Annotated in this window: 22 protein-coding genes; 9 read left to right on the top strand and 13 right to left on the bottom strand. The window is 65.7% G+C overall.

Features of this window, described 5'->3' with window-relative positions; translation table 11 throughout:
- The first annotated feature begins 290 nt into the window (after nucleotides 1-290).
- From tsaD to J6595_RS04450, 5 genes are all read left to right on the top strand, one after another.
- Nucleotides 291-1,379, top strand: coding sequence for a tRNA (adenosine(37)-N6)-threonylcarbamoyltransferase complex transferase subunit TsaD (gene tsaD / locus J6595_RS04430; protein ID WP_209593393.1), 1,089 nt, complete (start codon nucleotides 291-293; stop codon nucleotides 1,377-1,379).
- On the top strand, nucleotides 1,376-2,356 hold the full coding sequence (locus J6595_RS04435; protein ID WP_209593229.1) for an NAD(P)H-dependent glycerol-3-phosphate dehydrogenase: 981 nt from the start codon (nucleotides 1,376-1,378) through the stop codon (nucleotides 2,354-2,356). The genes tsaD and J6595_RS04435 overlap by 4 nt, the downstream gene beginning before the upstream one ends.
- A 100-nt stretch (nucleotides 2,357-2,456) precedes the next feature.
- Nucleotides 2,457-2,747 carry a YciI-like protein gene (locus tag J6595_RS04440; RefSeq protein ID WP_209593230.1) on the top strand — a complete coding sequence of 97 codons (291 nt, stop codon included), beginning with the start codon at nucleotides 2,457-2,459 and terminating at the stop codon, nucleotides 2,745-2,747.
- Between the two features lies 1 nt (nucleotide 2,748).
- A complete protein-coding gene (locus J6595_RS04445; RefSeq protein ID WP_209593394.1) occupies nucleotides 2,749-3,186 on the top strand; it encodes an EVE domain-containing protein in 438 nt (145 codons plus the stop codon).
- Between the two features lie 390 nt (nucleotides 3,187-3,576).
- The gene (locus J6595_RS04450; protein WP_209593231.1) at nucleotides 3,577-3,801 is read left to right on the top strand and encodes a DUF3072 domain-containing protein; all 225 of its coding nucleotides are present in this window, start codon (nucleotides 3,577-3,579) and stop codon (nucleotides 3,799-3,801) included.
- 326 nt (nucleotides 3,802-4,127) lie between these two features.
- Here the strand turns inward: J6595_RS04450 and rpe are convergent, their stop codons facing one another.
- The 4 genes from rpe to J6595_RS04470 form a co-directional block, all read right to left on the bottom strand.
- A complete protein-coding gene (gene rpe / locus J6595_RS04455) occupies nucleotides 4,128-4,805 on the bottom strand; it encodes a ribulose-phosphate 3-epimerase (RefSeq protein ID WP_209593232.1) in 678 nt (225 codons plus the stop codon).
- A 320-nt stretch (nucleotides 4,806-5,125) separates the two neighbouring features.
- On the bottom strand, nucleotides 5,126-7,135 hold the full coding sequence (gene tkt / locus J6595_RS04460; RefSeq protein WP_425342124.1) for a transketolase: 2,010 nt from the start codon (nucleotides 7,133-7,135) through the stop codon (nucleotides 5,126-5,128).
- A 29-nt stretch (nucleotides 7,136-7,164) separates the two neighbouring features.
- Nucleotides 7,165-8,037: a phosphoribulokinase gene (locus J6595_RS04465; protein WP_209593233.1), complete on the bottom strand. Its 873-nt coding sequence runs from the start codon at nucleotides 8,035-8,037 to the stop codon at nucleotides 7,165-7,167.
- A 53-nt stretch (nucleotides 8,038-8,090) separates the two neighbouring features.
- On the bottom strand, nucleotides 8,091-9,128 hold the full coding sequence (locus J6595_RS04470; RefSeq protein WP_209593234.1) for a class 1 fructose-bisphosphatase: 1,038 nt from the start codon (nucleotides 9,126-9,128) through the stop codon (nucleotides 8,091-8,093).
- 128 nt (nucleotides 9,129-9,256) lie between these two features.
- Here J6595_RS04470 and J6595_RS04475 point away from each other — a divergent pair, with 128 nt between their 5' ends.
- A complete protein-coding gene (locus J6595_RS04475; protein WP_209593235.1) occupies nucleotides 9,257-10,204 on the top strand; it encodes a LysR family transcriptional regulator in 948 nt (315 codons plus the stop codon).
- Nucleotides 10,205-10,212: 8 nt separating this feature from the next.
- On the opposite strand, the gene fni is transcribed toward J6595_RS04475, so the two are convergent.
- On the bottom strand, nucleotides 10,213-11,304 hold the full coding sequence (gene fni / locus J6595_RS04480) for a type 2 isopentenyl-diphosphate Delta-isomerase (RefSeq protein ID WP_209593236.1): 1,092 nt from the start codon (nucleotides 11,302-11,304) through the stop codon (nucleotides 10,213-10,215).
- Nucleotides 11,305-11,643: 339 nt separating this feature from the next.
- Here fni and J6595_RS04485 point away from each other — a divergent pair, with 339 nt between their 5' ends.
- Nucleotides 11,644-12,573 (top strand): polyprenyl synthetase family protein, encoded by a 930-nt coding sequence (locus J6595_RS04485; protein ID WP_209593237.1) that lies wholly within the window; start codon nucleotides 11,644-11,646, stop codon nucleotides 12,571-12,573.
- Between the two features lie 67 nt (nucleotides 12,574-12,640).
- The gene (locus J6595_RS04490; RefSeq protein ID WP_209593238.1) at nucleotides 12,641-13,144 is read left to right on the top strand and encodes a sterol desaturase family protein; all 504 of its coding nucleotides are present in this window, start codon (nucleotides 12,641-12,643) and stop codon (nucleotides 13,142-13,144) included.
- Nucleotides 13,145-13,255: 111 nt separating this feature from the next.
- Here the strand turns inward: J6595_RS04490 and J6595_RS04495 are convergent, their stop codons facing one another.
- The 8 genes from J6595_RS04495 to J6595_RS04530 form a co-directional block, all read right to left on the bottom strand.
- Entirely contained in the window at nucleotides 13,256-14,281 is a 1,026-nt protein-coding gene (locus tag J6595_RS04495) for a phytoene/squalene synthase family protein (protein WP_209593239.1), read from the bottom strand.
- A 4-nt stretch (nucleotides 14,282-14,285) separates the two neighbouring features.
- The gene (locus J6595_RS04500; protein WP_209593240.1) at nucleotides 14,286-15,812 is read right to left on the bottom strand and encodes a phytoene desaturase; all 1,527 of its coding nucleotides are present in this window, start codon (nucleotides 15,810-15,812) and stop codon (nucleotides 14,286-14,288) included.
- Entirely contained in the window at nucleotides 15,809-16,981 is a 1,173-nt protein-coding gene (gene crtY / locus J6595_RS04505; protein ID WP_209593241.1) for a lycopene beta-cyclase CrtY, read from the bottom strand. The genes J6595_RS04500 and crtY overlap by 4 nt, the downstream gene beginning before the upstream one ends.
- The gene (locus J6595_RS04510) at nucleotides 16,968-18,260 is read right to left on the bottom strand and encodes a glycosyltransferase (protein WP_209593242.1); all 1,293 of its coding nucleotides are present in this window, start codon (nucleotides 18,258-18,260) and stop codon (nucleotides 16,968-16,970) included. Before J6595_RS04510 ends, crtY begins: the two co-directional genes overlap by 14 nt.
- Nucleotides 18,261-18,333: 73 nt before the next feature.
- The gene (locus tag J6595_RS04515; protein ID WP_209593396.1) at nucleotides 18,334-19,908 is read right to left on the bottom strand and encodes an ATP-binding protein; all 1,575 of its coding nucleotides are present in this window, start codon (nucleotides 19,906-19,908) and stop codon (nucleotides 18,334-18,336) included.
- Between the two features lie 215 nt (nucleotides 19,909-20,123).
- Nucleotides 20,124-20,381 carry a type II toxin-antitoxin system RelE family toxin gene (locus tag J6595_RS04520; protein ID WP_209593243.1) on the bottom strand — a complete coding sequence of 86 codons (258 nt, stop codon included), beginning with the start codon at nucleotides 20,379-20,381 and terminating at the stop codon, nucleotides 20,124-20,126.
- A complete protein-coding gene (locus J6595_RS04525; protein ID WP_209593244.1) occupies nucleotides 20,378-20,578 on the bottom strand; it encodes a hypothetical protein in 201 nt (66 codons plus the stop codon). The genes J6595_RS04520 and J6595_RS04525 overlap by 4 nt, the downstream gene beginning before the upstream one ends.
- Nucleotides 20,579-20,691: 113 nt before the next feature.
- Complete coding sequence (locus J6595_RS04530; RefSeq protein WP_209593397.1) at nucleotides 20,692-21,984, bottom strand: glycerate kinase type-2 family protein; 1,293 nt, start codon at nucleotides 21,982-21,984, stop codon at nucleotides 20,692-20,694.
- A 142-nt stretch (nucleotides 21,985-22,126) separates the two neighbouring features.
- On the opposite strand from J6595_RS04530, the gene J6595_RS04535 reads away from it, so the two are divergent.
- Complete coding sequence (locus tag J6595_RS04535) at nucleotides 22,127-23,530, top strand: cytochrome ubiquinol oxidase subunit I (RefSeq protein ID WP_209593245.1); 1,404 nt, start codon at nucleotides 22,127-22,129, stop codon at nucleotides 23,528-23,530.
- Nucleotides 23,531-23,537: the final 7 nt, after the last annotated feature.

Consider the following 23,537-nt stretch of genomic DNA (forward strand, 5'->3'; position numbering starts at 1 on the left):
CAATAGGTCCTGGCACACGCGTCGTCTTGCGACGTGCGTCCGTCTTCGTCTCGGCCGGCGCACCACCAGCGCAGCGGTCCCCGCCTTGCCATCACGCGATGAGATCGCGCATAGCATGGCGTGATCAAGGGCAAGGAGCAATCTCCGGTCGCGCCGAACCGCCCTGCCCCCGGCCACCGACGCTCCTGTCGACGAGCCGAGGGCGGGCCAGATGGCCGCCGAAACCACCGAAGCGTCCGCACCGCTCGCCAGGAACTGAAGCCACGCCGATGACACAGACTGCGCAATCCATGACCGGCGGGACCATTCTCGGCATCGAGACGAGCTGCGACGAGACCGCGGCTGCGCTCGTTCGCCGCTCCTCGGATGGCAGCGCCGAGATCCTGTCGAACGTCGTCCTGTCTCAGATCAGCGAGCACGCGGCCTTCGGCGGCGTCGTGCCGGAAATCGCGGCCAGAGCCCATGTCGAGGCGCTCGACGGGATCGTTCGCGCCGCCCTCGAAGACGCCGGTGCGACGCTCGACGATGTCGATGCCGTCGCGGCGACCGTCGGCCCCGGCCTCGTCGGCGGGCTTCTGGTCGGGGCGATGACCGGCAAGGCGATCGCCGCAGCGCGCGGTCTGCCCTTCGTCGCGGTCAATCATCTCGAGGGCCATGCCCTTTCGCCGCGCCTGTCGGACGGCATCGCCTATCCCTATCTCCTGCTGCTCGTCTCCGGCGGCCACAGCCAGATCCTTCTGGTGCGCGGCCTCGGCGACTACGAGCGCTGGGGCACGACCATCGACGACGCGCTCGGCGAAGCCTTCGACAAGACGGCAAAGCTCCTGTCCCTGCCCCATCCCGGCGGGCCCAATGTCGAGAAAATGGCGGCGTCGGGCGATCCGAAGCGCTTTTCCCTGCCGCGGCCGATGAAAGGAGAGGCCCGGCTGGACTTTTCCTTCTCCGGCCTGAAGACGGCGCTCCGCCTCGTCGCCGAAGCGAACGCGCCACTTTCCGACGGGGACGTCGCCGATCTTTGCGCAGCCTTCCAGCTCGCCGCCGCCGAAACCGTGGCCGACCGGGTTCGCCGGGCGCTGGCAAGGTTTCGCGACGAGTTCCCCGGCCTCGCCAACCCCGTCCTCGGCGTTGCCGGCGGCGTCGGCGCCAATCAGGCGATCCGCGCAGCGCTCCTTGCCGAATGCATGGCGGCCGGCGCGCGGCTCGTTGCGCCGCCGCTCGTCCTTTGCTCGGACAATGGCGCGATGATCGCCTATGCCGGGCTCGAACGGCTCGAGGCGGGGCTGACCGATCCGCTCGACGCCGCCGTCCGCTCGCGCTGGCCGCTCGACGAGAAATCCGCGCCGCTGGTCGGCCATGGCCGAAGGGGAGCCAAGGCATGAGCCGGATCGCCGTCGTCGGCGCAGGCGCCTGGGGCACGGCGCTCGCCGCCCTCCATGCCAGAGGCGGCCAAACCGTCCATCTCGTCGGGCGCGACGCCAGCAGCCTTGCCGCAATCAACGAGCATCACGAGAATCGGCGATACCTTCCGGGCATAGCCCTGCCCCCGGCAATTCAGGCCACCGATGATCCCGAATTGGCGCTGGCGGACGCCGAGTTCGTCCTGCTCGTCGTCCCCTCCCAGAGTCTTGCCGGCGTGGCCGCGAGCCTCGAGCCGCATCTTGCACCCGGTGCGACACTGGTTCTCTGCGCCAAGGGCATCGAGCGGCAGACCGGCCGATTCATGTCGGAACTCGTCGCGGGCCCCCTCGCGCCCCACCCGGTCGCCGCGCTGTCGGGTCCGAGTTTTGCCAGCGACGTCGCGCGCGACCTGCCGACGGCGGTGACCGTCGCGGCAACAGACGCCGACGCTGCCGACGCTCTGGCCCGGCAACTCTCCAGCGGGACCTTCCGCTGCTATGCCAGCGACGATCTCACCGGCGTCGAAGCCGGCGGCGCCCTGAAGAACGTCCTGGCACTCGCCGCCGGCATCGTCAGCGGGCGCAACCTCGGCGCCTCCGCCCAGGCCGCCCTCGTCACCCGCGGCTTCGTCGAACTCCGGCGGCTCGGCGAAGCGCTCGGGGGCCGGGCGGAAACGCTGATGGGCCTCTCAGGACTCGGCGATCTCGTTCTCACCTGCTCATCACCGCAATCGCGTAATTTCGCCTATGGCGCCGCCCTCGGGCGGGGCGAGGATCTGTCGAACCTCAAGCTCGCCGAAGGCGTCTACACCGCGGCGATCGCCCTTCGTCTGGCGCAGCAATCGGGCATCGAGGCGCCGATCGTCGAGACCGTCGCGGCCGTCCTCGAGCGCGAGCTGACGGTGGACGAGGCCGTCCAGCGGCTCCTGGCAAGGCCGCTGAAACGCGAAGTCGGTTGAAAGCCTTCTCCGCTTTCGATAGCTCCTTGATCGAAATCCTTCCCGTCGGCCGCAGCTTCGCAGAGAGGCTTGCGCGCCGGCCAAACCTCGGGGACCCGCCATGCTCTACGCCATCATCTGCACCGACAAGGCCGACCATCTGGACGTCCGCATGGATGCCCGCCCGGACCATCTGGCCCATTTGAAAGGCCTCGGCGACACCCTGAAATTCGCCGGCCCCTTCCTCGGCGAAGACGAAAAGCCGACCGGCAGCCTCGTGGTGGTCGAGGCCGAGACGCTCGATGCCGCACGGGCGATCGCCGCGGCCGACCCCTATGCCAAGGCCGGCCTCTTCTCCAACGTCGCCGTCACCCGCTGGAACTGGACCGTCAACAACCCGGATGCCGCGTAAGATGCGCTATTGGCTCTACAAGTCGGAACCGGCCACCTGGTCCTGGGACCAGCAGAAGGAAAAGGGCGCGGCCGGCGAGGAATGGACGGGCGTGCGTAATTATCAGGCCCGCAATTTCATGCGCGAGATGAGCGTCGGCGATCGCGGCTTCTTCTACCACTCCAACGAGGGCAAGGAGATCGTCGGCATCGTCGAGGTGGTGAAGGAAGCCCATCCCGATTCGACCGCCGACGACGCCAAGTGGGAGTGCGTCGACATCAAGGCCGTAATGGACGTGCCCAAGCCGGTGTCGCTGGAGCAGGTCAAGGCCGAGCCGAAGCTGAAGGACATGGTGCTGGTCAACAATTCGCGCCTCTCGGTCCAGCCGGTGACGGAGGCCGAGTTCGCCTATGTCTGCGAACTGGCCGGCGTCGATCCCGAAAAGGCGATGAAGGGGTGATGCGGGCGACGGGCGGTGTTGCATCGAGACATGCGCGGGCGCTGGATTGGATGGCGCCGCCCTCACCACTTCGTCATTCTCGGGCTCCGTCCCGAGAATCCAGGAGCCGTGGGGCACAATCCGTTTCAACGCAACGAAGACGCGAGCGGCCGGCGATTTTGGCAAGCGCCCCTGGATTCTCGGGACGGGGCCCGAGAATGACGAGTCGTACAAGCTCGCGCCCCTCTTTGCGCTGGCTGCTCAGCGGCGCCTGATCAGCAAGGCGATAAGTTGCCGACGCGATCCCTCGCGGCGATCCATATTGGGTGACACGAGCGCCCGAGCCTGTCTCCGGAACCAATCGGTGCACGGAACATTTCCGGAACAACCAGATCAAACCGGAGATGAACCATGAGCCAGACAGACGCCAAGACCGACACCGGATCGAACACCGAGAAGGACCCGTCCGACTGGACGACGGGCGGCGAGCCGATGACCGGCGCGCAGGCCTCCTACCTCAAGACGCTCTGCGAGGAGACCGGCCATCCCTTCGACGACCAGCTGACCAAGGCCGACGCCTCGAAGCTGATCGACCTTCTGCAGGGCGAGAGCGAGCGGGTGAAAAGCGAGGGATGAGCGGTTGGCTGCAGGCTGTCGGCGCCCGTTGATCCTGAGATTGCGGGGGGCGCGAGACCTGGCCGATCGGGTTTCCGCCGCAGACAGCCTGAACAGGCTCGCAGCCCCCTCAAAGCTTCGTCATCCCGGGCCTGCCCCGGGACCCGTTCCTCTGCATCTGAAAAATCTCTTCGATACAGAATAGACAATGAGATAGCTGTCGGCCGCCCTTGCAGCGTCGATGGTTTGGAATGGATCCCGGGTCAAGCCCGGGATGACGAAGCGGATGGGTGGGGCGCTTGCGTGCAGCTCTTATGTGCGCGGGATCGACCGCGACTCACGCAACCCTACGACACCGCCCCAAACGCCGCATCGCGGATCGCCGCCATGTTGCGCTCGTAGTCGGCCGGCGTCCCGCCCTTGAACACGGCCGAACCGGCGACGAGGGCGTTCGCCCCGGCGGCGGCGACCAGCGGCGCGGTCTGTGGCGTGATGCCGCCGTCGACCTCGATGTCGATCGGACGGTCGCCGATCATCGCCTTCACCCGGGCGATCTTGTCGCAGACGGCGGGGATGAAGGCCTGGCCGCCGAAGCCGGGATTGACGGTCATCAGGAGGACGAGGTCGAGCCGGTCGAGGACATACTGGATGACGCTTTCGGGCGTCGACGGGTTGAGCGCGACGCCGGCCTTCTTGCCCGTCGCCTTGATCGCCTGGAGCGAGCGGTCGAGATGGGTCGTCGCCTCGGCATGGACGGTGATGATGTCGCAGCCGGCCTCGGCGAAGGCCTCGATATAGGGGTCGCAGGGCTCGATCATCAGATGGCAGTCGAACACCTTCGGCGACGATGCGCGGATCGCTTTGACGATCGGCGGGCCGAAGGTGATGTTGGGGACGAAATGCCCATCCATCACGTCGAGATGGATCCAGTCCGCCCCCATCTGGTCGACCGCCGCGACCTCTTCGCCGAGCCGGGAAAAATCCGCCGAAAGGATGGACGGGGCGATGACGATCGGTCGGCTCATGAATGTCTCTCCTCTTTCACCGCCCGCAGGTGAACATGGTCTGCGCTCTCGCGGCGCTTTTGCAGGAACGGCCGGCGGACCGCAACGTCTTCGACCATGGGGGCACGCAGCGGTCGATGTCGCGGCGCGCCTTAACCCTTCGAGGCTCGCTCCGCTCGCGCCACAGGATGAGGGCTCCAGAGGAGCATGCGGGTGTCGCGATCGCCATGGGCGCGGCGGCTGGCGCGTTCCATCATCGCGCCGGAGGCACGACGATGCCGGTCCTCTTCTCCACGATAGGGGCCGGCTGGTTCAGCCGGCCCTTCGCTTCATGTTCTGGCTTATTGCCGCAGCATCTCGCCGGCCGCCTCGACGACGGCGTCGGCCGTGATGCCGAACTTTTCATAGACTTCCGGCGCCGGCGCCGAAGCGCCGAAGGTGGTCATGCCGATGAAGCGGCCGTCCTCGCCGATCCAGCGGTCCCAGCCGAGCCGTGCCGCCGCCTCGATGGCGATGCGCGGCGCCGAGCCGAGGACGGACTTGCGATAGGCCGCGTCCTGCTCCTCGAAAAGCTCCCAGCAGGGCATGGAGACCACCGCGACCTTCAGGCCCTTTTCCTCCAGCTGCCTGGCCGCCTCGACGGCGATCTCGACTTCGGTGCCGGTGGAAAGGATCGTCAGGTCGCGAACCGCGCCCGGATCCTTCAGAAGATAGGCGCCCTTGCGGGTCTGATTCTCCGAGACCGAGCCCGATCGCACCGTCGGCACGCCCTGGCGCGACAGCGCCATGACGGAGGGACGCTTGGTCTCGCCCATGGCGATCTCCCAGGCCTCGTTGGTCTCGACGGCATCGGCCGGCCGGAACAGGAGGAGGTTCGGCGTCGCCCGGTGGATCGCCAGATGCTCGATCGGCTGGTGGGTCGGACCGTCCTCGCCGAGGCCGATGGAATCATGGGTCATGACATAGACGACGCGGATGCCCATCAGCGCCGACAGGCGGATCGCGCCGCGGGCATAGTCGGTGAAGCACATGAATGTGCCGCCATAGGGCACGAAGCCGCCATGCAGCGCGATGCCGTTCATCACCGCTGCCATGCCGTGCTCGCGGATGCCGTAGCGGACGTAGCGCCCGGCATATTCGCCCGGCTTTATGTCCTCGAGCCCCTTGGTCTTGGTGTTGTTGGAGGGGGTCAGATCGGCCGAGCCGCCGATCGTCAGGTCACTCGCACCGTTGATCACCTCGAGCGCCATTTCCGACGCCTTGCGGGTCGCGACCTTCGGCTTTTCGGTGACGATGTCGGCGCGCGCCTTGGCCATGAGATCGGCGAGGTTTTCCGGCAGCGTCGTCGCGTATTGGGCCTCGAAGGCGGCCTTGTTCGGCGCGGCCTCGCAGGTCTTCTCCCAGGCTTCCCGAGCCTCGCGCCCCTTCTCGGCGGCCTTGTGCCAGGCTGCGGTGATCGGCTCGGGAATGACGAAGGGCTCCGACGTCCAGCCGATGTTCTTGCGCGTCGCCGCGACCTCGTCCTTGCCGAGCGCGCTGCCGTGCACCTTGTCGGTGCCCTGCAGGTTCGGCGCGCCGTAGCCGATGATGGTGCGGCAGGCGACGAAGGCCGGTTTGTCGCTCTTTCTCGCCTCGACGATCACCTTCTCGATGGCATCGGGATCATGGCCATCGACCTCGAAGACGTTCCAGCCATGGGCCTCGAAGCGCTCCTTCTGATCGATCGAGGTCGAGAGCTTGGTGTCGCCGTCGATGGAGATGTGATTGTCGTCGAAGAAATAGATGAGCTTGTTCAGCTTCAGATGCCCGGCGAGATCGATCGCCTCGTGGGAAATGCCCTCCATCAGACAGCCGTCGCCACAGAAGACGTAGGTGTAGTGATCGACGAGATCGTCACCGAAGCGGGCGGCGAGCATGCGCTCGGCGAGCGCCATGCCGACGGACATGGTGATGCCCTGGCCGAGCGGCCCGGTGGTCGCCTCGATACCGGCGGCATGGCCGTATTCCGGGTGGCCGGCGGTCCGGCTGTCCAGCTGGCGGAAATTCTCGATCTCCTCGATCGTCATTTCCGGAAAGCCGAGGAGATGCATGACCGAATAGAGCAGCATCGAGCCATGGCCGTTCGACAGGACGAAGCGATCGCGGTTCGGCCAGTCGGGCTTGGTGGGATCGACGCGCAGGAATTTCGAGAACAGGACGGCCGCAACGTCTGCCATGCCCATCGGCATGCCGGGATGGCCGGAATTGGCCTTCTGGACGGCGTCCATCGACAGAGCACGGATGGCATTGGCCATGTCGCGCAGCGAGACGCCCGCCATGTCGTGGGGCATGTTTTCGGCGGAATGAGACATGTTGTCTTCCTTGGAATTCGTGTTCGAACTCATGTTGCGCGGCGCTTTTTTTCCATCAGCTGAAGGATCAGCGGCGTCAGGATGAGCTGCATTGCTATGTCGAGCTTGTTGCCCGGCGCAACGATCGAGTTGGCGCGAGACATGAAGCTCCCGTGAATCATAGATAGAAGATAGGGAAAATCGATGCCGCGCGGCTTGGCAAAACGGATGACGATCATCGATTCGTCCGGTGTCGGGATCCAGCGCGCAATGAACGGATCGGACGTATCGACCACGGGGACGCGCTGGAAGTTGATGTCGGTGCGGGCAAATTGCGGGCAGATATATTTCACATAGTCGGGCATGCGCCGCAGGATCGTGTCCATCACGGCCTCCGTGGAATAGCCTCTCGTCGCCTTGTCACGGTGAATTTTCTGGATCCATTCGAGATTGATCACGGGCACGACCCCGATCTTGAGATCGACGAGCGGAGCCAGATCGACGGTCTCGGTCTTCACGCAGCCATGCAGGCCCTCATAGAACAGAAGGTCGCTTTCCTCGAGCGGCGCCCATTGCGAGAACGTGCCGGGTTCGGCGCCGTAGAGTTCGGCCTCGTCACGGTCGTGAATGTAGTGACGGGTCTCGCCCAGGCCCTTTTGTCCGAAATTGCGAAACACCTCCTGCAGCTTTTCCAGGATGTTCGCCTCGGGGCCGAAATGCGAGAAGTCGCGATTTCCGGCGGCTTCCTCCTGGAGCATCTTGGCCTTCATCGCCTCCCGGTCGTAGCGATGAAAGGCATCCCCCTCGATGAAGGCGGCGCGGACATGCTCGCGGCGGAAAATCTGGTCGAAGATATTCTTCACGGACGTCGTGCCCGCGCCGGACGAGCCGGTGATGGCGATGATCGGATGCTTTGCGGACATCGCGTTTCCTCCCCGATTCCGGCGCGCCTCCCAACGCGCCGGCCTCATCTCGCCTAAGTCCGGAACAGGCTCCTCTTGCCGAACAGCGGCGAGCGCTCGGCAAGTGCGGACGGATCGGCGATGTATCTCGCCACACGCTCGACCTCGCGCGCCGATCCGAAGACCAGCGGCGTACGGTCATGCAGACCCTCCGGCTCGATATCGAGGATCCGCGTCGTTCCATCGGTCGCCCCGCCACCGGCATTCTCGACGCACAGCGCGATCGGGTTGGCCTCGTAGACCAGCCGCAGACGGCCCTTGGCATAGCCCTTGCGGCCGTCACCCGGATAGAGGAACACCCCGCCGCGCAGGAGAATGCGGTAGCAGTCGGCGACCATCGACCCGACCCAGCGCATGTTGAAGTCGCGCTCGCGCGGGCCTTCGCTGCCGGCCAGAAGATCGTCGATATAGCTGCGGATCGGCTGGTCCCAATGGCGGTAGTTCGAGGCGTTGATGGCGAACTCGCCGGCCTTTTCGCCCATCGTCATCGACATCTTCAGCGCGATGAACTCGCCGCGGCCCGGCGCATGGATGAAGGTGTGGGTGCCGTTGCCCATCGACATGACGAGAAGGAGCTGCGGCCCGTAGATGAAGAAGCCGGCGCCGAGCTGCCGCGATCCCTTCTGGCGAAAGACCCGCGACGGATCGGCGCGATGCTCGTCCTCGACCGGCAGGATGGAAAAAATCGTTCCGATCGAGACATTGGTCTCGATGTTGGACGAGCCGTCCAAGGGATCGATCGCCATCGCCAGATTGGCGTCTGGTTTCAGGGCGACCGCGTCGTCCTGCTCCTCCGAGCCGAAAAAGGCGAGCGGCGAGGCCTCGGCGGCCTCCATGAAGACCTTGTCGGCAATGACGTCGAGCTCCTTCTGGACATCGCCGCCGGCATTCGTCGCGCCCTGCGCCTGCCCCATGCCGTCGCCGCCGGCGGCGATCTTGTCGGCCAGCTTGATCGCGGCGCCGGCAAGATGACGGATGGTGTCTCCGACCTGCCGCTTCAGAGGGTCTTCGCCACATTCCGATTCGAGATGGGCGTCGAGAGACGAAGCCATGTGATCCTCCATTGGGCTGCAAAATTGTGCGCCTCGCTTGCTCGGTGTCGATGAGCAGGGGCACCCTCATTGGCTAAGTAAAATTTATTATCTTTACGCATTCCGTAAATCAACCTAACTACATGACCATGCGAAACCTCACTCTTCGCCAGTTGCGCTCGATACAGGCCATCAGCCGCCACGGCACGATTGCCGCCGCGGCGAGGAAACTAGGGCTGACGGCGCCGGCGGTGACCCTGCAGGTGAAGCAAATCGAGGAAGACGCCGGTCTCGCCCTGTTCGACAGGACGAGCGACGGGATGCGGCTGACGGTGGCCGGCCGCGCGGTTCTGGCCGCGGCCAACTCCATCGAGACGAGCCTTCGTGCGCTTTCCGACGAGATCGATTCGATCAAGGGCGTCCGCTCGGGAACGATCAATCTCGGCGTCGTCTCGACGGCAAAATACTTCGCGCCGAGACTGATCGCCGCGTTTCTCGGGCTCTATCCGGAAATCGAGGTCCGTCTCACGGTCGGCAATCGCCACGAGGTCGTCGCCGAACTCAAGAACTACAAGCTCGACATCGCCCTGATGGGCCGTCCTCCGCTCGACTTCCCGGTCGATTCGACCTTTTTCGGCGACCATCCGCTGGTGATCATCGCCGATCCCGCGCATCCCCTGACCCGTCAGCACGGCATCCGTCGCGATCGCTTGCTCGAAGAGACGATCATCATCCGCGAGCACGGCTCGGGCACCCGCGCAGCACTGGAAGGCTTCTTCGCCGGAAAGACGGATCGACTCTTTGCCCGCAGCGTCGAGATGGGATCGAACGAGACCATCAAGCAGGCGGTGATGGCCGATCTCGGCATCGCCTTCATCTCCGCCCACACGATCGCCTTCGAGGTGGAAATGGGCCGGCTTGCGGTGCTCGACGTCGCCGAGATGCCGATCCAGCGCAAATGGTATGCCGTCTGCCGCCAGGACAGGATCGCCGCCCCCGCCGAAAAGGCGTTCAAGGCCTTTCTGGTCGAGCGCGGCGCCAACCATCTGCCGGTCCTGCAGAGGCTTCATCCGGCCGAGGCGGTCGGTGCGGGGTAGATCGACGTTTACGCAGGATCACTTTGCGAAGGAACGAATCCTGGCGGATCGATGAGCGGCGCGTTGCGCAAGGCGGCGAGATCGGCCGAACCCGTGCAGAAGCAGGCGATCCTCAACTCTTCGATGACGCCGGCAAAATGCGCAACCGCAGCTTCCGACGACAGATCCGCCGCCGCCAGCGAAGCCGCCGCCTGGCCGCCAATGTCGGCGCCGAGGCGGATGGCTCTGGCAACGTCGAGGCCGGTCTTGAGCCCGCCCGATCCGATCAGCGGCGTCCCCGGACAGGATGTCCGCACCTCGGCGATCGCCCGCGCGGTCGGGATGCCCCAGTCGGCAAAGACCATGGCGGTCTTTCTGAGGCGCGGGTCAACGGCTCTCTCGGCCTCCACCGCCGCCCAGCTGGTGCCGCCGGCCCCGGCGACGTCGATCGCGTGAACGCCCGCCTCGACGAGCCTTCGCGCAAGGCGCGCCGAGATTCCCGCGCCCACCTCCTTGACGACGACCGGCACACTCACCCCCCGGCATATCTCTCCAATACGTGCGAAGATCCCGCGCCAGTCGGTGTCACCTCCGGCCTGGACGGCTTCCTGCAACGGGTTGAGATGGACGATCAGCGCGTCGGCCTCGATCATCTCGACTGCACGCATGGCCTCCGCGACGCCGTAGCCGAGACCGAACTGCGCCGCCCCGACATTGGCAAGGATCGGAACGGACGGCGCCAGACGGCGCAGTTGCGCGTCGAGCCCGCCGCTTGCCCGCCCCTCGATGGCGATTCGCTGCGAGCCGACGGCAAGCGCGATGCCGAGTTCCTGCGCAGCTTCCGCCAGATGGGCATTGATCCTCGCCGCACGCTCAGGCCCACCGGTCATCGAGGAGATCAGGAGCGGCGCCTTCAGCCGCCGGCCGAGGAACTGCGCGGACAGATCGATTGCGCCGAGCGCGATTTCCGGCAGCGCGCAATGCTCGAACCGGATCTCGTCGAGCCCGGTTGTGGCGCGGCCGCGCGGCTGCGCGCTGGCGCCGGCAAGCACGATGTCGATGTGATCGCTTTTACGCCCCGCGATGTCGGAGGCTTTCGAAGGCGCGCCGTCGTCACTCATCGCATATCCGTCATCAAACATTAGTGTCCAATCGTCGCAGACAGGTCCCTTGCGGCTGCCGCATCCTCGCCGTCACGCTATTGTCGATAGCTCAATCGTTTGCAACGATACGGAAAATCGGGGTCGCGTGATCGAACGAAAGTGTCCAGCCACGAAAGCTTCCAGCCAGGGCGGAGAAAGACATATGGCTGTCGGCAGATCGTATTTCCCGCTAAGAGATCATCGAGAAATCCGCCAGGGACCATTCATGCAGTTGAAGACGACATCGGCTTGCGCAGAATGCGCGAGCGACTGCCCCGAAGCAATGCCCGGTTCTGCCAGCAAAGCGACGGTGGCGCCATGACGCCCGAGCTCAAGCGCAGCCTCGCCTCGCAGAGGGAAATGATCGAAGACCGCTTGCGCCGGCTGGTGCCGCGCGCGCTGCCCGGCCAGACCGCGCTCGACGAAGCGATCGAAGCCAGCGTGCTTGCGCCGGGCAAGCGGCTACGGCCGATGATGACGGTGATGATCGCGGCGGATCTCGGCGGCGACGTGGCGACCGCCGTCGATGCGGGTTGCGCGATCGAGATGGTCCATGCAGCGTCCCTCACCCTCGACGATCTGCCGTCGATGGACGACGCGACCCTGCGGCGCGGCCGTCCCGCGGTCCACGCCTCCTATGGCGAGGACGTCGCCATCCTGGCCGCGATCGCCGCGCTCTCGGGTGCCTTCGAAACGCTGGCGAAGCTTTCCGGTGCCAGCGACGAGGTGCGCGCGCAAAGTGTCGTGATCCTGACGCGCGCCGTCGGGGTCTCCGGTCTCGTCGCCGGCCAGTTCGCCGATCTGCGCGACGGCGCTCACCAGCGCAACGTCAGCGACATCGCCGCGACCAACAGCCTGAAGACGGGCTCCCTGTTCTCGGCGGCGGTGGAGATCGGCGCCGTTATCGCGGGCGCCGACCAGACGGTCCGCCTCGCCCTTCGGAATTTCGCCAGCGAACTCGGACATGCCTTCCAGCTTCTCGACGACCTCCTCGATCTCGTCGGCAATGCCGGCCGGACCGGCAAGGACGTCGGCAAGGACATCGGCAAATCCACCATCGGGTCGGTCATCGGCAGCGACTCGGTGGTCGAGCGGATCGCGGGCCATGTGGCAAAAGCCCACGCCTATCTCGACGAATCCGTCGGGCCGAAGAGCTTGATGCATGGCTGTGTCGACTTCATCTTCGCAGAAGCGCTTCCTGGATCGGCGCCGGCGACGATGCGCCGGGTGGACGTCGGCGCCAAATAAGGCGGAGGTCACGGTCCGACGCCTCGCATGGCCGGGCCGATGGCAGGAATGCCCGATGGAGAAACATATGAGCCTGATCGAATTTCTCGGCCTCGCCGCCATCGCGATCGGCGTTTTCCTGGTGATGGAAGGCGTCGCCTGGGCGGCGCATAAATACATCATGCACGGCTTCGGCTGGGGCTGGCACAAGTCCCATCACGAGGAGACCGAGGGCTTCTTCGAGAAGAACGATCTCTACGCCGTGGTGTTCTCGATCCTTTCCATCATCCTATTCGTCGTCGGATCACAGGGTTATCCGCTGGTCTTCGCCGTCGCTGTCGGCATTACGCTTTACGGGATTTTCTACTTCGTCGTTCACGACGGGCTGGTGCATCAGCGCTGGCCGTTCCGGTCCATTCCCCATCGCGGCTATGCCAAGCGCCTGGTGCAGGCGCACAGGCTGCACCACGCCGTCGAAGGCAAGGACGGCTGCGTCTCCTTCGGTTTCCTCTATGCGCCGCCGGTCGAAAAACTCTCCGCGGAGCTGCGCCAACGCGGCACCGTCGCCGAAGAGCGGCGGGCAAGGGCGTAGTCGCCGGGACGGGGGACCGACCCGCGGCGGTTTCTCGCTGTGATTGCCGCCGGGCGAAGCGCCCGCGGATCAAGCTCCCTGTGACGACAAAGCGTAAGCCCGCCCGCAGCGTCAGGGGCGAATCCTGCGGTCGCCCGGGCTGCGCGGCGCGTCTGCCGGACGGCGGCGTCGCCGGGTCCACAAGGTCTGCGGCCGCTTCAACGGAAGCGGCACCCGCGTGACGACGACCTTGACCGCGCCGAGAAAAAGATGGCGCAGCTTGGCCGCCCGGCTGGTCGAAACGCGCGTGCCAAAGGATTGCGGCCCCTTTGCCTTCACATCGAGGCCGATCTGACGATAGACGCCATGGGCCGTCGCCACGGCCCAGGCCGAGCGGGCCGGCAAACCGCTCAGACCAAGGAAGGCCGAGCGGTAATAGGGCTCGGCATGATCGACCAGTCGAGCCGCGAGCTTGGCGACGTCGCCCTTCCGGGCGGGGTTCGCCAGATCCGAGGCCTCCAGCCCGGCCTCGCTCAGCCACTCAGCCGGCACGTAGACCCGGCCGGCTCTCGCATCGTCGACGATATCGCGAGCGATGTTGGTCAGCTGGAATGCGATGCCGAGATCGCTCGCCCGATCGAGGACGCTCTCGCGTTTCACGCCCATGATGATCGCCATCATGACGCCCACCACCCCCGCGACGCGGTAGCAGTAGCCGAGCGTCTCCTCGATCGTCTCGTAGCGGGTCTCGTCGACATCCATGCGGTAGCCTTCGAGATGCTCGATCAACAATGCGCGTGGCAGGCCGTGGCGATGAGCGACGTCGGCGACCGAGAGATAAGCGGGGTGGAGCGCGGTGTCGCCGTCGAGGGCTCTCAGCGTGTCGATCGCAAGCTCGCCGAGCCGCTGCATCGGTTCGCGCATCTCCGCCACCGGGCGTCTGCTAAAGCCGAGCTGCTGGCCGTCGATGACATCGTCGCAATGGCGGCACCAGGCGTAGAGCATCATCGCGCTGCGCCGCATCTCCGGCGAGAACAGCCTGGCGGCCGCGGCGAAGCTCTTCGATCCCTTGGCGATGGTGTCTTCGGCGAGCGCGGCGAGTTCCTCCCTGTCGGCGCAAGCATGCGGAGGCCGCATCGGTTCGGTGGCGATCGACATCTTGCTAGCGTGCCGTTTCCGTGATCATCAGCCCCGCGGTCGCCTTGGCGGACCCGACGACGCCGGGAACGCCGGCTCCCGGATGGGTCCCGGCCCCGACGAAATAGAGATTTGCGATCTTGTCGTCGCGGTTATGCGGACGGAACCAGGCGCTCTGGGTCAACACCGGATCAAGCGAGAAGGCAGAGCCCAGATGGGCGTTCAGCTCCGACTTGAAATCGGCCGGCGTGAAGATGCGGCAGGTGGCGAGATCGGCCCGCAATCCGGGAATATAGCGCGCCTCGAGATAGTCCAGGATCCGGTCTCGGTAGAGTGGGCCGTCCTTTTCCCAGTCGATGTCGGCATTGCCGAGATGCGGGACCGGGGAAAGCACGTAGAACGCCCCTGCCCCATCAGGCGCCAGCGACGGGTCAGTGACGCAGGGATTGTGCAGATAGAGCGAGAAGTCGCCCGGCAGGTCCTTGCCGTTGAAAATCTCCGAGATCAGCTCACGGTAGCGCGCGCCGAAGCACACGGTGTGATGCTGGATGTCCGGCCGGTGGGTCTTCAACCCGAAATAGATGACGAAGAGCGACATGGAAAAGCGCTTCTTCTTCAAACGCTTCGATTGCTGCTCGCCGCGCGCGCTGCCGCTCATCAGATTGCCGTAGGTGTGGACGACATCGGCGTTGGAGGCGACCATGTCGGCGCCGAAACGCCGGCCGTCCTTCAGCCGGACGCCGCACGCCCTGCCCTCTGACATCTCGATTTCCGAAACTTCGGCGGACAGTTCAATCCGCCCGCCGATGTCGGTGAACAGCCTGACGAGGCCCGAGACGAGCGCACCGGTTCCCCCTCGCGGGAACCATACCCCCCATTTTCGCTCCAATGCGTGGATCAGCGCGTAGATGGACGATGTCGCGAAGGGGTTGCCACCGACGAGGAGCGAGTGGAAGGAGAAGGTCTGGCGAAGATGCTCTTCCTGGATGAAGTCCGAGACCTTGGAATAGACGCTCTTCCACGCCTGAAGCCGGGCGAGCTGGGGCCCGGCGCGAACCATGTCGCGGAAGGACAGGAACGGCACGGTGCCGAGCTTCTCGTAGCCTTCGCGGAAGACCTCCTTCGAATAGGCCAGAAACCGCCGGTATCCTTCGACGTCGGCCGGATCGAACTCAAGGATCTGCCGATCGAGCTCGGCCTGATCGTTGACGTAGTCGAAGAAGCGGCCGTCCTCCCAGCACAGTCGGTAAAACGGCGAAACCGGCAGAAGCTCGACATAGTCGGCCATGGTTCGACCGGCCGCCGCGAACAGCTCCTCGAGAGCGGTCGGATCGGTGATCACCGTCGGCCCGGCATCGAAGGTGTAGCCCGCGTCCTCGTAGACATAGGCCCGGCCGCCCGGCTTGTCGCGCCTTTCGAGGAGGACGGTTTCGATGCCCGCCGCCTGCAGCCGGATCGCCAGCGCGATGCCGCCAAAGCCGGCGCCGATGACCACCGCCCGCTTCGCTGCGCCGTCCTTGGCGACTTCGGGCCGCTCGATCGTCTTGCTCATGCCAGCTCTCCGGTCAGTCGATGGCGAGCGAGAACCCGGATGGCGTTTCCGAAGGGGACCGGAGGTTTTCCCGTGAGGATCCGCAGCTTGTCGCGGGTTCTGAGCCGCGCGGCGTAGAATCTTGCGACGAGCGGGGCGTCGAGCCGGTAGAAATGCTCGAGGATGCGATAGCGTTCGGACGCGTCGCCGGCGAAGTAGAGCAGGCGGTTCAACATGCGGAAAAAGCCGCGCGCCTTCCACGTCTCGACAGAATGACGCCGCGTCTCGGCATAGAGCGCCGCGGCGGAGTGATCCGGCAGAGCGGCGAGCCGGTCGGCGAGCTTCACGGCGTCAGGCAGCGAATAGCCCGTCGTCGGATGAAACAGCCCGGCCGCGAGGCCGGATGCCGCAACGCCGGCCTTGTCGTCCCAGAACGCGTCGATATCGCCGTCGATTGCAATCGGCAGAATGCCCTCCTCCTCCCGCACGATCGCCCTGGCCTCCCAGCCGTGCTCGCTCATGTATTGCCCGATGGACGCGGCCAGCCGGGCGCGATCGAGATCGGCTCCATCGGCATAATAGGTGTCCTCGATCAAAAGCCGGGTCTCGGTCAAGGGCAGGAGATACACGAACCGGTAACCGTCGGCCTGCGGCACGGTGGCGTCCATGATGACAGGGCGCACAACGCCGTGTGGCGCCGCCATTTCGATCTCCTGGCCGAGAAACTTCTGGAAACCGAGGCGCATATGGGAATTGGCGGCATGGCCGCGGCCGTCGACGACCGCCCCGGTGGCGATCGCCGTGCCGTCGTCGAGGACGAGCGACGTCGGGCTGACGGCCCTGACCGGCGCATTGCAGCGGATCGAGCCACCCAGCCGCTGTTCCAGACGCTCGCGGAACCGTTCCGACGCGACGCTGCGATAGCCCGTGCCGAGCCGCTTGCGGCGGTTGGGAAACCGCACCTCGTTGTCGGACCAGGAATAGGTGACGAAAGGCTGCAGCCAGGCGTGTTCCTGCGCCGTCAGGTCACCTTCATGGAACGACCACGTATGATTGCCGCCGACGGCCGGCCCGGCCTCGAAGACCCCGATCTTCAGCTCGGGACGCAACTCCGCCAGCCGGCAGGCGATCAGCCCGTTGGCCAGACCTCCCCCGACGAGCGCGATGTCGACGCCCTCAGTGGCGGCCATGGTGATCCTGCCCCTCCACGGCTCTTGCTCCGCGGGCATTCGAAAGCGCCGCCTCGATGATGTCAGCCGCCAATGTCACTCCGCCGGAAATCGCGATGTCGCGCCCGATGCGGCGCGCATTGTCCCTAAAGCTAGCTTGCGTGAGCAATCGCTCAAGGCATCGGGCGATATTGCGAACGGACAAATGGCCGCGCGTCAGCCGCTCGCCGACGCCGTGATGGACGATGCGGGCGGCAATCCCCGGCTGATCGAAGGCCATCGGGATCGCCAGCATCGGCTTGCCGGCCTCGAGCGCGTCGAGCGCGGTGTTCATGCCGGCATGGGTGACGCAAACATCGGCTTCGGCGAGCATTGCGCGCTGGGCGACGAAATCGGTGACGAATGCGGCGTCGATCGTCCCGGCTTCGCTCTCGCTCAGGCCTCCGCAATGGGCGATGACGCAGTCTGCGCCGACAAGGCGGCAGGCTTTGGCGATCCTGCGGAAGAGACCGAGCCGGTGCCCCTGCAGAGTGCCGAAGGAGGCAAAGACCAGCGGGCGGTCCGCAGACCTTCGGATCGCCAGCGGCTGTTCCTCGTCCGCCTGTCCGCGGATCGGGCCGACGCCATGCCGGATCGCCGAGGCCGAGCGCGGGAAGTCGAAGCTCTCGACGAGTTGACTGATCTGACAAATTTGTGAAAGGCAATCGCTGAGCGACGCGCGCTCCTTCAGCTCGAAGAGCTGCGCCCAGCGGGCGATCGTCTTCCTCTGGCGAGACAGCAGCAAGCCCGCCACCACGACGCCGCCGCGATTGCGTTTCAGCCCCTCATCGCTCGGATCGTAGGACCAGCCCAGAAACGGCAGCGGCACGCGAGCATCGTCATGGACCGGAAGTGCCGAGGCAAGCGAAACGAGCGGCAGGCCGAGATGGGCCGCGACGAGGCCCGCCGCCGGTTCCATCTGGTCACCGATGATCGCGCCGATACGAAGCTCACGGCAAAGGCGCGGCATTCCCCGGCAAAGATCGTCGGTCAGCCGGGCCGAATCGCGCACCGTGCGAAGAACCGAAAACGGCGTCCCGCCGCCGGCCGCCCGCGCCAGCATCCCGCCGAGCTCCTCGCGCGGCTGCCCATCGACCTCGTGGACGAAGATCCCCCTCCCCAGGGGGCCGATCATCTCGCCCGCGCCGCCATTGACGATGAAGTGAACGTCATGCCCCCGCCCCGAAAGCTCCGCCGCCACGGCCTCGAACAGCCGCAAATGGCTGTAATAGGGCGGACAGACGAGAGCGAATGCGGTCATCGATGAAGCTTTGCGTGGGGCGCGGAGAGCGCGCACAAAGCGTTGCTACGCGCCTTGAAACAAGTCAACGCGCTCAGCCGCCCTGCCGCGCCAGCCTGGCCGCGCGCCGTGCTCGCGCCTCGTCGATATTGTCGAGCCGGACCTCCGGCAGCTTGGTCCGCCAGTCCGTGCCGCCGATGGTCACCACCCGGTTGCCGCGGAAGTCGCGATCGGCCTTGATCAGGCCGCGCTCGTCCATGAACGACAGAAGGAACCGGCCGCGCGACGGCGAGTGGCTGCCATAGGCCCGCGCCAGCGCCTCGTCCGAGGGGCACTCGGCCTCGTCCCGGGCGGCTCTGGCGAGCATCATGAAGACGCCCTGCATCTCTTCGGGCAGTTCGCCCGCCCGCTCGATCACCGTCTGCCATTCGGGATCGTCGGTCTCCTCGCCGATGCCGGCTCTCGCCAGCGACAGCCGGCGGCGAAAGGCCGTCATGTCGGTGGCCGCGCCGGAGATGCGCTTCAGCCGGCAGTGGGTGAGGAACTCCTGATAGAGCACCGGCACCGGGCGGAAGGCGGCTTCGGGGTCTTCCAGCATCTCCGCGAAAATCGCATCGACGGCGGCCGCGCGCTCCTGCGACGAACGCGGGTCGTCCTCCTCCACCGGCTCGGAGACGGACGGGCTCTGGCTGACACGCTCCAGGATCGCCCGGGTCGGCACGGCGGTGTTCGCCGGCTCGGCGCGCGGAGCGGGAGGCGGCGGCGGAAAACCCGGCGTCGCCCGGCGTGACTGGCGGCGTTCGGCAGCCTCTTCCTCCGGCGTCGCTGTGAAGACGAGATCGGCGAGGTCTTCCGGCGCAAGCTCGGGCAGCGGCGCAAGGATCGGCCGGCCGGCCTTCGAATGGGTCTCCGTCGGCCCGATGCGGATCGGCAGAGGGCGGCGATAGAGGGCCGGTCCGAGCGCCACGAACTCGCCGGTATTGAGATCGCGGAACCGCTCGGCGGCGCGCTTGTCCATGCCGAGAAGATCGGCGGCCCGCGCCATGTCGATATCGAGGAAGGTGCGGCCCATCAGGAAATTCGAGGCCTCGGCGGCGACGTTCTTGGCGAGCTTGGCAAGGCGCTGGGTGGCGATGACGCCGGCCAGACCGCGCTTTCGCCCGCGGCACATCAGATTGGTCATCGCGCCGAGCGAGGCCTTTCGCGCCTCCTCCGAATGCTCGCCGGACATCGACGGCGCGAAGAGATGCGCCTCGTCGACGGCGATCAGCATCGGAAACCAGAATGCCCGGTCGGCATCGAAAAGCCCGTTGAGAAAGGCCGCCGAGCACAGCATCTGCACTTCGGCGTCGAGGCCTTCGAGATCGAGCACGACGGAGGCGCGGTGCTGGCGAATGCGCCCGGCAATCCGCGTCAGCTCGGCCGGCGTGCGGTTGGCATCGACGACGACGTGGCCGTATTTCTCGGCCAGCGTGACGAAGTCGCCCTCCGGATCGATGATCGCCTGCTGCACGTGGCCGGCGCTGCGCTCCAGGAGCCGACGGAGGAGATGCGACTTGCCGGAGCCGGAATTGCCCTGGACGAGAAGCCGCGTCGACAGAAGCTCTTCGAGATCGAGTTCGGCCGGCTCACCGTTCTGGGTCGTGCCGAGATCGACGGCGACGGTCATCATCTGCCTTTCGAGTGATTGGGGGGCGGTCGGCGGAGACGGCATCGGCGACGCCTGGGAGCATGCCGATAACACTCGTCAGCCTAGCACGGCAAAGCCGTCACATGGCCGCAACAGACGGCGCTGTCCACAGAATCGCGCGGCGGGCGCGGCGTGGATTTCTCGTGGGAAGCTCACGGATCAACGCGCGAGAGTGCCGCGAACGCTGGCGTTCATCACCGACCGACCAGCTGATCGTAGGCTGCATGGCTGCCGATCCAGAACCAGATGAGGGTGTCTTCGTGCCGGGTGGCAAGCGCGCGATACCGCAAGCCGACACGAACCGACCAGAGCCGCCCGACCGGCTTGAGGCGCAGCGAGGGATGCGAGGGATCGGCTTTCAACAACTGGAAATTCCGATCGGCCAGTTTCTGGACGGCCGTCGGAAGGCGATCATAGGCGTCCCAGAATGCGCTGGTCGCCTGATGTTTCAAAACGAGCGCGTCCGGCCCGCCTGAAATTCCCCGAGAGCTTCGTCGGCCAAACTGTCGAGCCTGCCGGCCTGCGCGTCTGCCTCGATCGCATGATCGAACCGCCTCGCTTCGAACGCATCGTACCACTCCCGGAAGCGAATGAGTTCTTCGTCGGAAAACTGCTCGATCTCGGTTTCGATTCTTTCGACACGCGTCATTGGTCTCTCATCCGTCCAGTCGTGTGCGAGTGTTGGAAATTACTCTATCAGATTGAAGCCGCCATTCTCGCAATAAGGATCACAGGATCCCCCATTCACCAATCTTGGCAGCCTCACCCCACCAGGATCACCCGGCAGTCATTCACATTGGTATGGGTCGGACCGGGCTCGTAGAGATCACCGATCGCCGAAAAGAAGCCGGTCGAGTCGTTGCCCGCCAGTGACGCGGCCGGATCGATCCCCGCTTCCTGCGCCCGCTTCAAGGTCGTGGGCAGGACGAAGGCGCCGGCCGGGTCGGTCGCAAGGCCCGTGCCGCCGTCGGTGCCGTCGGTATCGCCGGAGAGCGCGGCGATCCCCTCGGCGCCGTTCAGGGCAAGGGCGAGCGCCAAAGCATATTCCTGGTTCGGGCCGCCCCTCCCCTCGCCGCGGATCGTCACCGTCAGTTCGCCGCCGGACAGGATCGCGAGTTTCTCACCCCGCTCCTTGGCTGCCAGCGCCAGTTCGGCGTGTTCGGCCGCGACCTCTCGCGCCTCGCCCTCGACGTCGGCGCCGAGATTTTCGACTGGGTAGCCCGCCGCGAACGCCGCCTTCTCGGCGGTTGCCAGCGCCTCGGCCGGCGTCGCGATGATCGCGAAGTCTGCCCCGTCGAAGGCCGGATCGCCCGGCTTCGGGCTTTCATTCGCCGGATCGTTCAGCGCTGCTTTGCAGCTCTCCGGCAAAGCGATGCCGCGCCGCTCGACGATCGCCAGCGCCTCGGCCAGCGTCGTTGCATCCGGCACCGTCGGCCCCGAGGCGATGACGCTCGGATCGTCGCCCGGCACGTCGGAAATCGCCAGCGTTACCAACCTCGCGCCGTTCGCCCGCGCAGCCGCAGCAAGCCGTCCGCCCTTGATCCTCGACAGATGCTTGCGTACGCAGTTGATCTCGCCGATGCCGGCGCCGCTGCGCAGGAGCGCTTTCGTCACCGCCTGCTTGTCGGCGAGGGTCACGCCTTTGGCAGGTGCCAACCAGTTGGCCGAGCCGCCACCGGAGATCAAAGCGAGCACGAGATCGCCCTTGCCGGCGCCTTTCGCCAGTTCCAGCACCTCCTGCGTCGCCGCAAGCCCTGCCTCGTTCGGCATCGGGTGACCGGCCTCGACCACCCGGATCGTTCCGGCAGGCACGGCGTAGCCGTCGCGCGTCACGGCAACGCCGCTGATCGAAGCGGGGTCGAGCCCATGCGTTTTGGTGTAGTGCTCGAAGGCGGCCGATGCCATCGACGCGGCGGCCTTGCCCGCTGCCAGAACGACGATCCGGCCGTTTGGCGCGTCAGGCAGATGCCTCGCCAGGATCCGCGAGGGATGCGCGGCGTCGACGCAGGCGGTGAAGATCGTTTTCACCAAGCCTTTCGCCCGTGTCTCGTCCATGGTCACCACCTTGTGTTCCAGTCGCCATGAAAATGCATAGCGCATCTGCGCAGAAAATCGCCGCATTTCGTCCGCGCTGCGTTGCACAATGCTTATATTGGGTGCACACCACGCCCGAACGAAACAGCAAGGAGCCCGTCCGATGTTCGAAGGATTCGACCCCGTCAATCTGGCTCGGTTCCAGTTCGCCTTCACGGTCTCGTTTCACATCATCTTCCCGGCCTTCTCGATCGGACTTGCGTCCTATCTGGCGGTTCTCGAAGGCCTGTGGCTGGCGACCGGCAAGCCCGTCTATATGGACACGTTCAAATACTGGGTGAAGATCTTCGCGATCTCCTTCGGCATGGGCGTCGTCTCCGGCATCGTGATGAGCTACCAGTTCGGCACCAACTGGTCGGTGTTTTCAGACAAGACCGGGCCGGTGCTCGGGCCTATGATGGGCTACGAGGTGCTCTCGGCTTTCTTTCTCGAGGCCGGCTTCCTCGGCATCATGCTGTTCGGCCAGAAGAGGGTCGGCAACGGCCTGCATTTCTTCGCGAGCCTGGTCGTGGCGATCGGCACGCTGTTTTCCGCCTTTTGGATCCTGTCGGTGAATTCCTGGATGCAGACACCGCAGGGCTACGCGATCGCTGCGAACGGCCAGTTCATTCCCGAGGATTGGTGGGCCATCGTCTTCAACCCGTCCTTCCCCTACCGCCTCGTCCACATGGTTCTCGCGGCTTACCTCACGACCGCCTTCGTCGTCGGCGGTGTCGGCGCGTTCCATCTCCTGCGCAACCGCTACAACGCCAGTGCTCGGGTGATGTTCTCCATGGCGCTGTGGATGGCCGTCGTCGTCGCGCCGCTGCAGATCGTTGCGGGCGACTCACATGGCATCAACACGCTGGAGCACCAGCCGGCCAAGGTCGCGGCGATGGAAGGCCATTTCGAGACCAACACGGATCACCCGATGCCGCTGACCCTGTTCGGCATTCCGAACATGGAGACGGCAAGGACCGACTACGCCCTCGACATTCCCTATCTCGGCTCCCTGATCCTCACGCACTCGCTCGACGGCGTCGTGAAGGGCCTCAAGGACTTCCCGCGTGAAGACTGGCCGGATTCAACCGTCATCTTCTGGACGTTCCGGGTGATGGTGGCGATCGGCTTCGCCATGCTCGGCATCGGCCTCTGGTCGCTGGTGAAACGGTTCCGGGGAACGCTCTACGAGTCGCGATGGCTGCAGCGGGCGGCGATCGTCATGGCGCCATCCGGTTTCATCGCCGTCCTCTGCGGCTGGGTGACGACCGAGATGGGCCGCCAGCCCTTCACCGTCTACGGCCTCTTGCGCACGGCCGAAAGCCACTCGCCGATCAGCGCGCCGGCCGTCGGAACCTCGCTTCTGGCTTTCATCATCGTCTATTTCCTGCTTTTCGGTGCCGGGACCTTCTACATTCTGAGACTGATGGGCAGGGCACCGAGCCCCTATGAGGAGGATACGCCGCACGAGCCGATCCGTACCGCCGGCCTGACACCGGCGCCCTCCCTTGCCGGCCCAGCGGAATAGGAGCCGA

Origin of the sequence: Jiella mangrovi (assembly GCF_017815135.1) — a bacterium.
In the GTDB taxonomy this organism is placed as follows: domain Bacteria; phylum Pseudomonadota; class Alphaproteobacteria; order Rhizobiales; family Rhizobiaceae; genus Jiella; species Jiella mangrovi.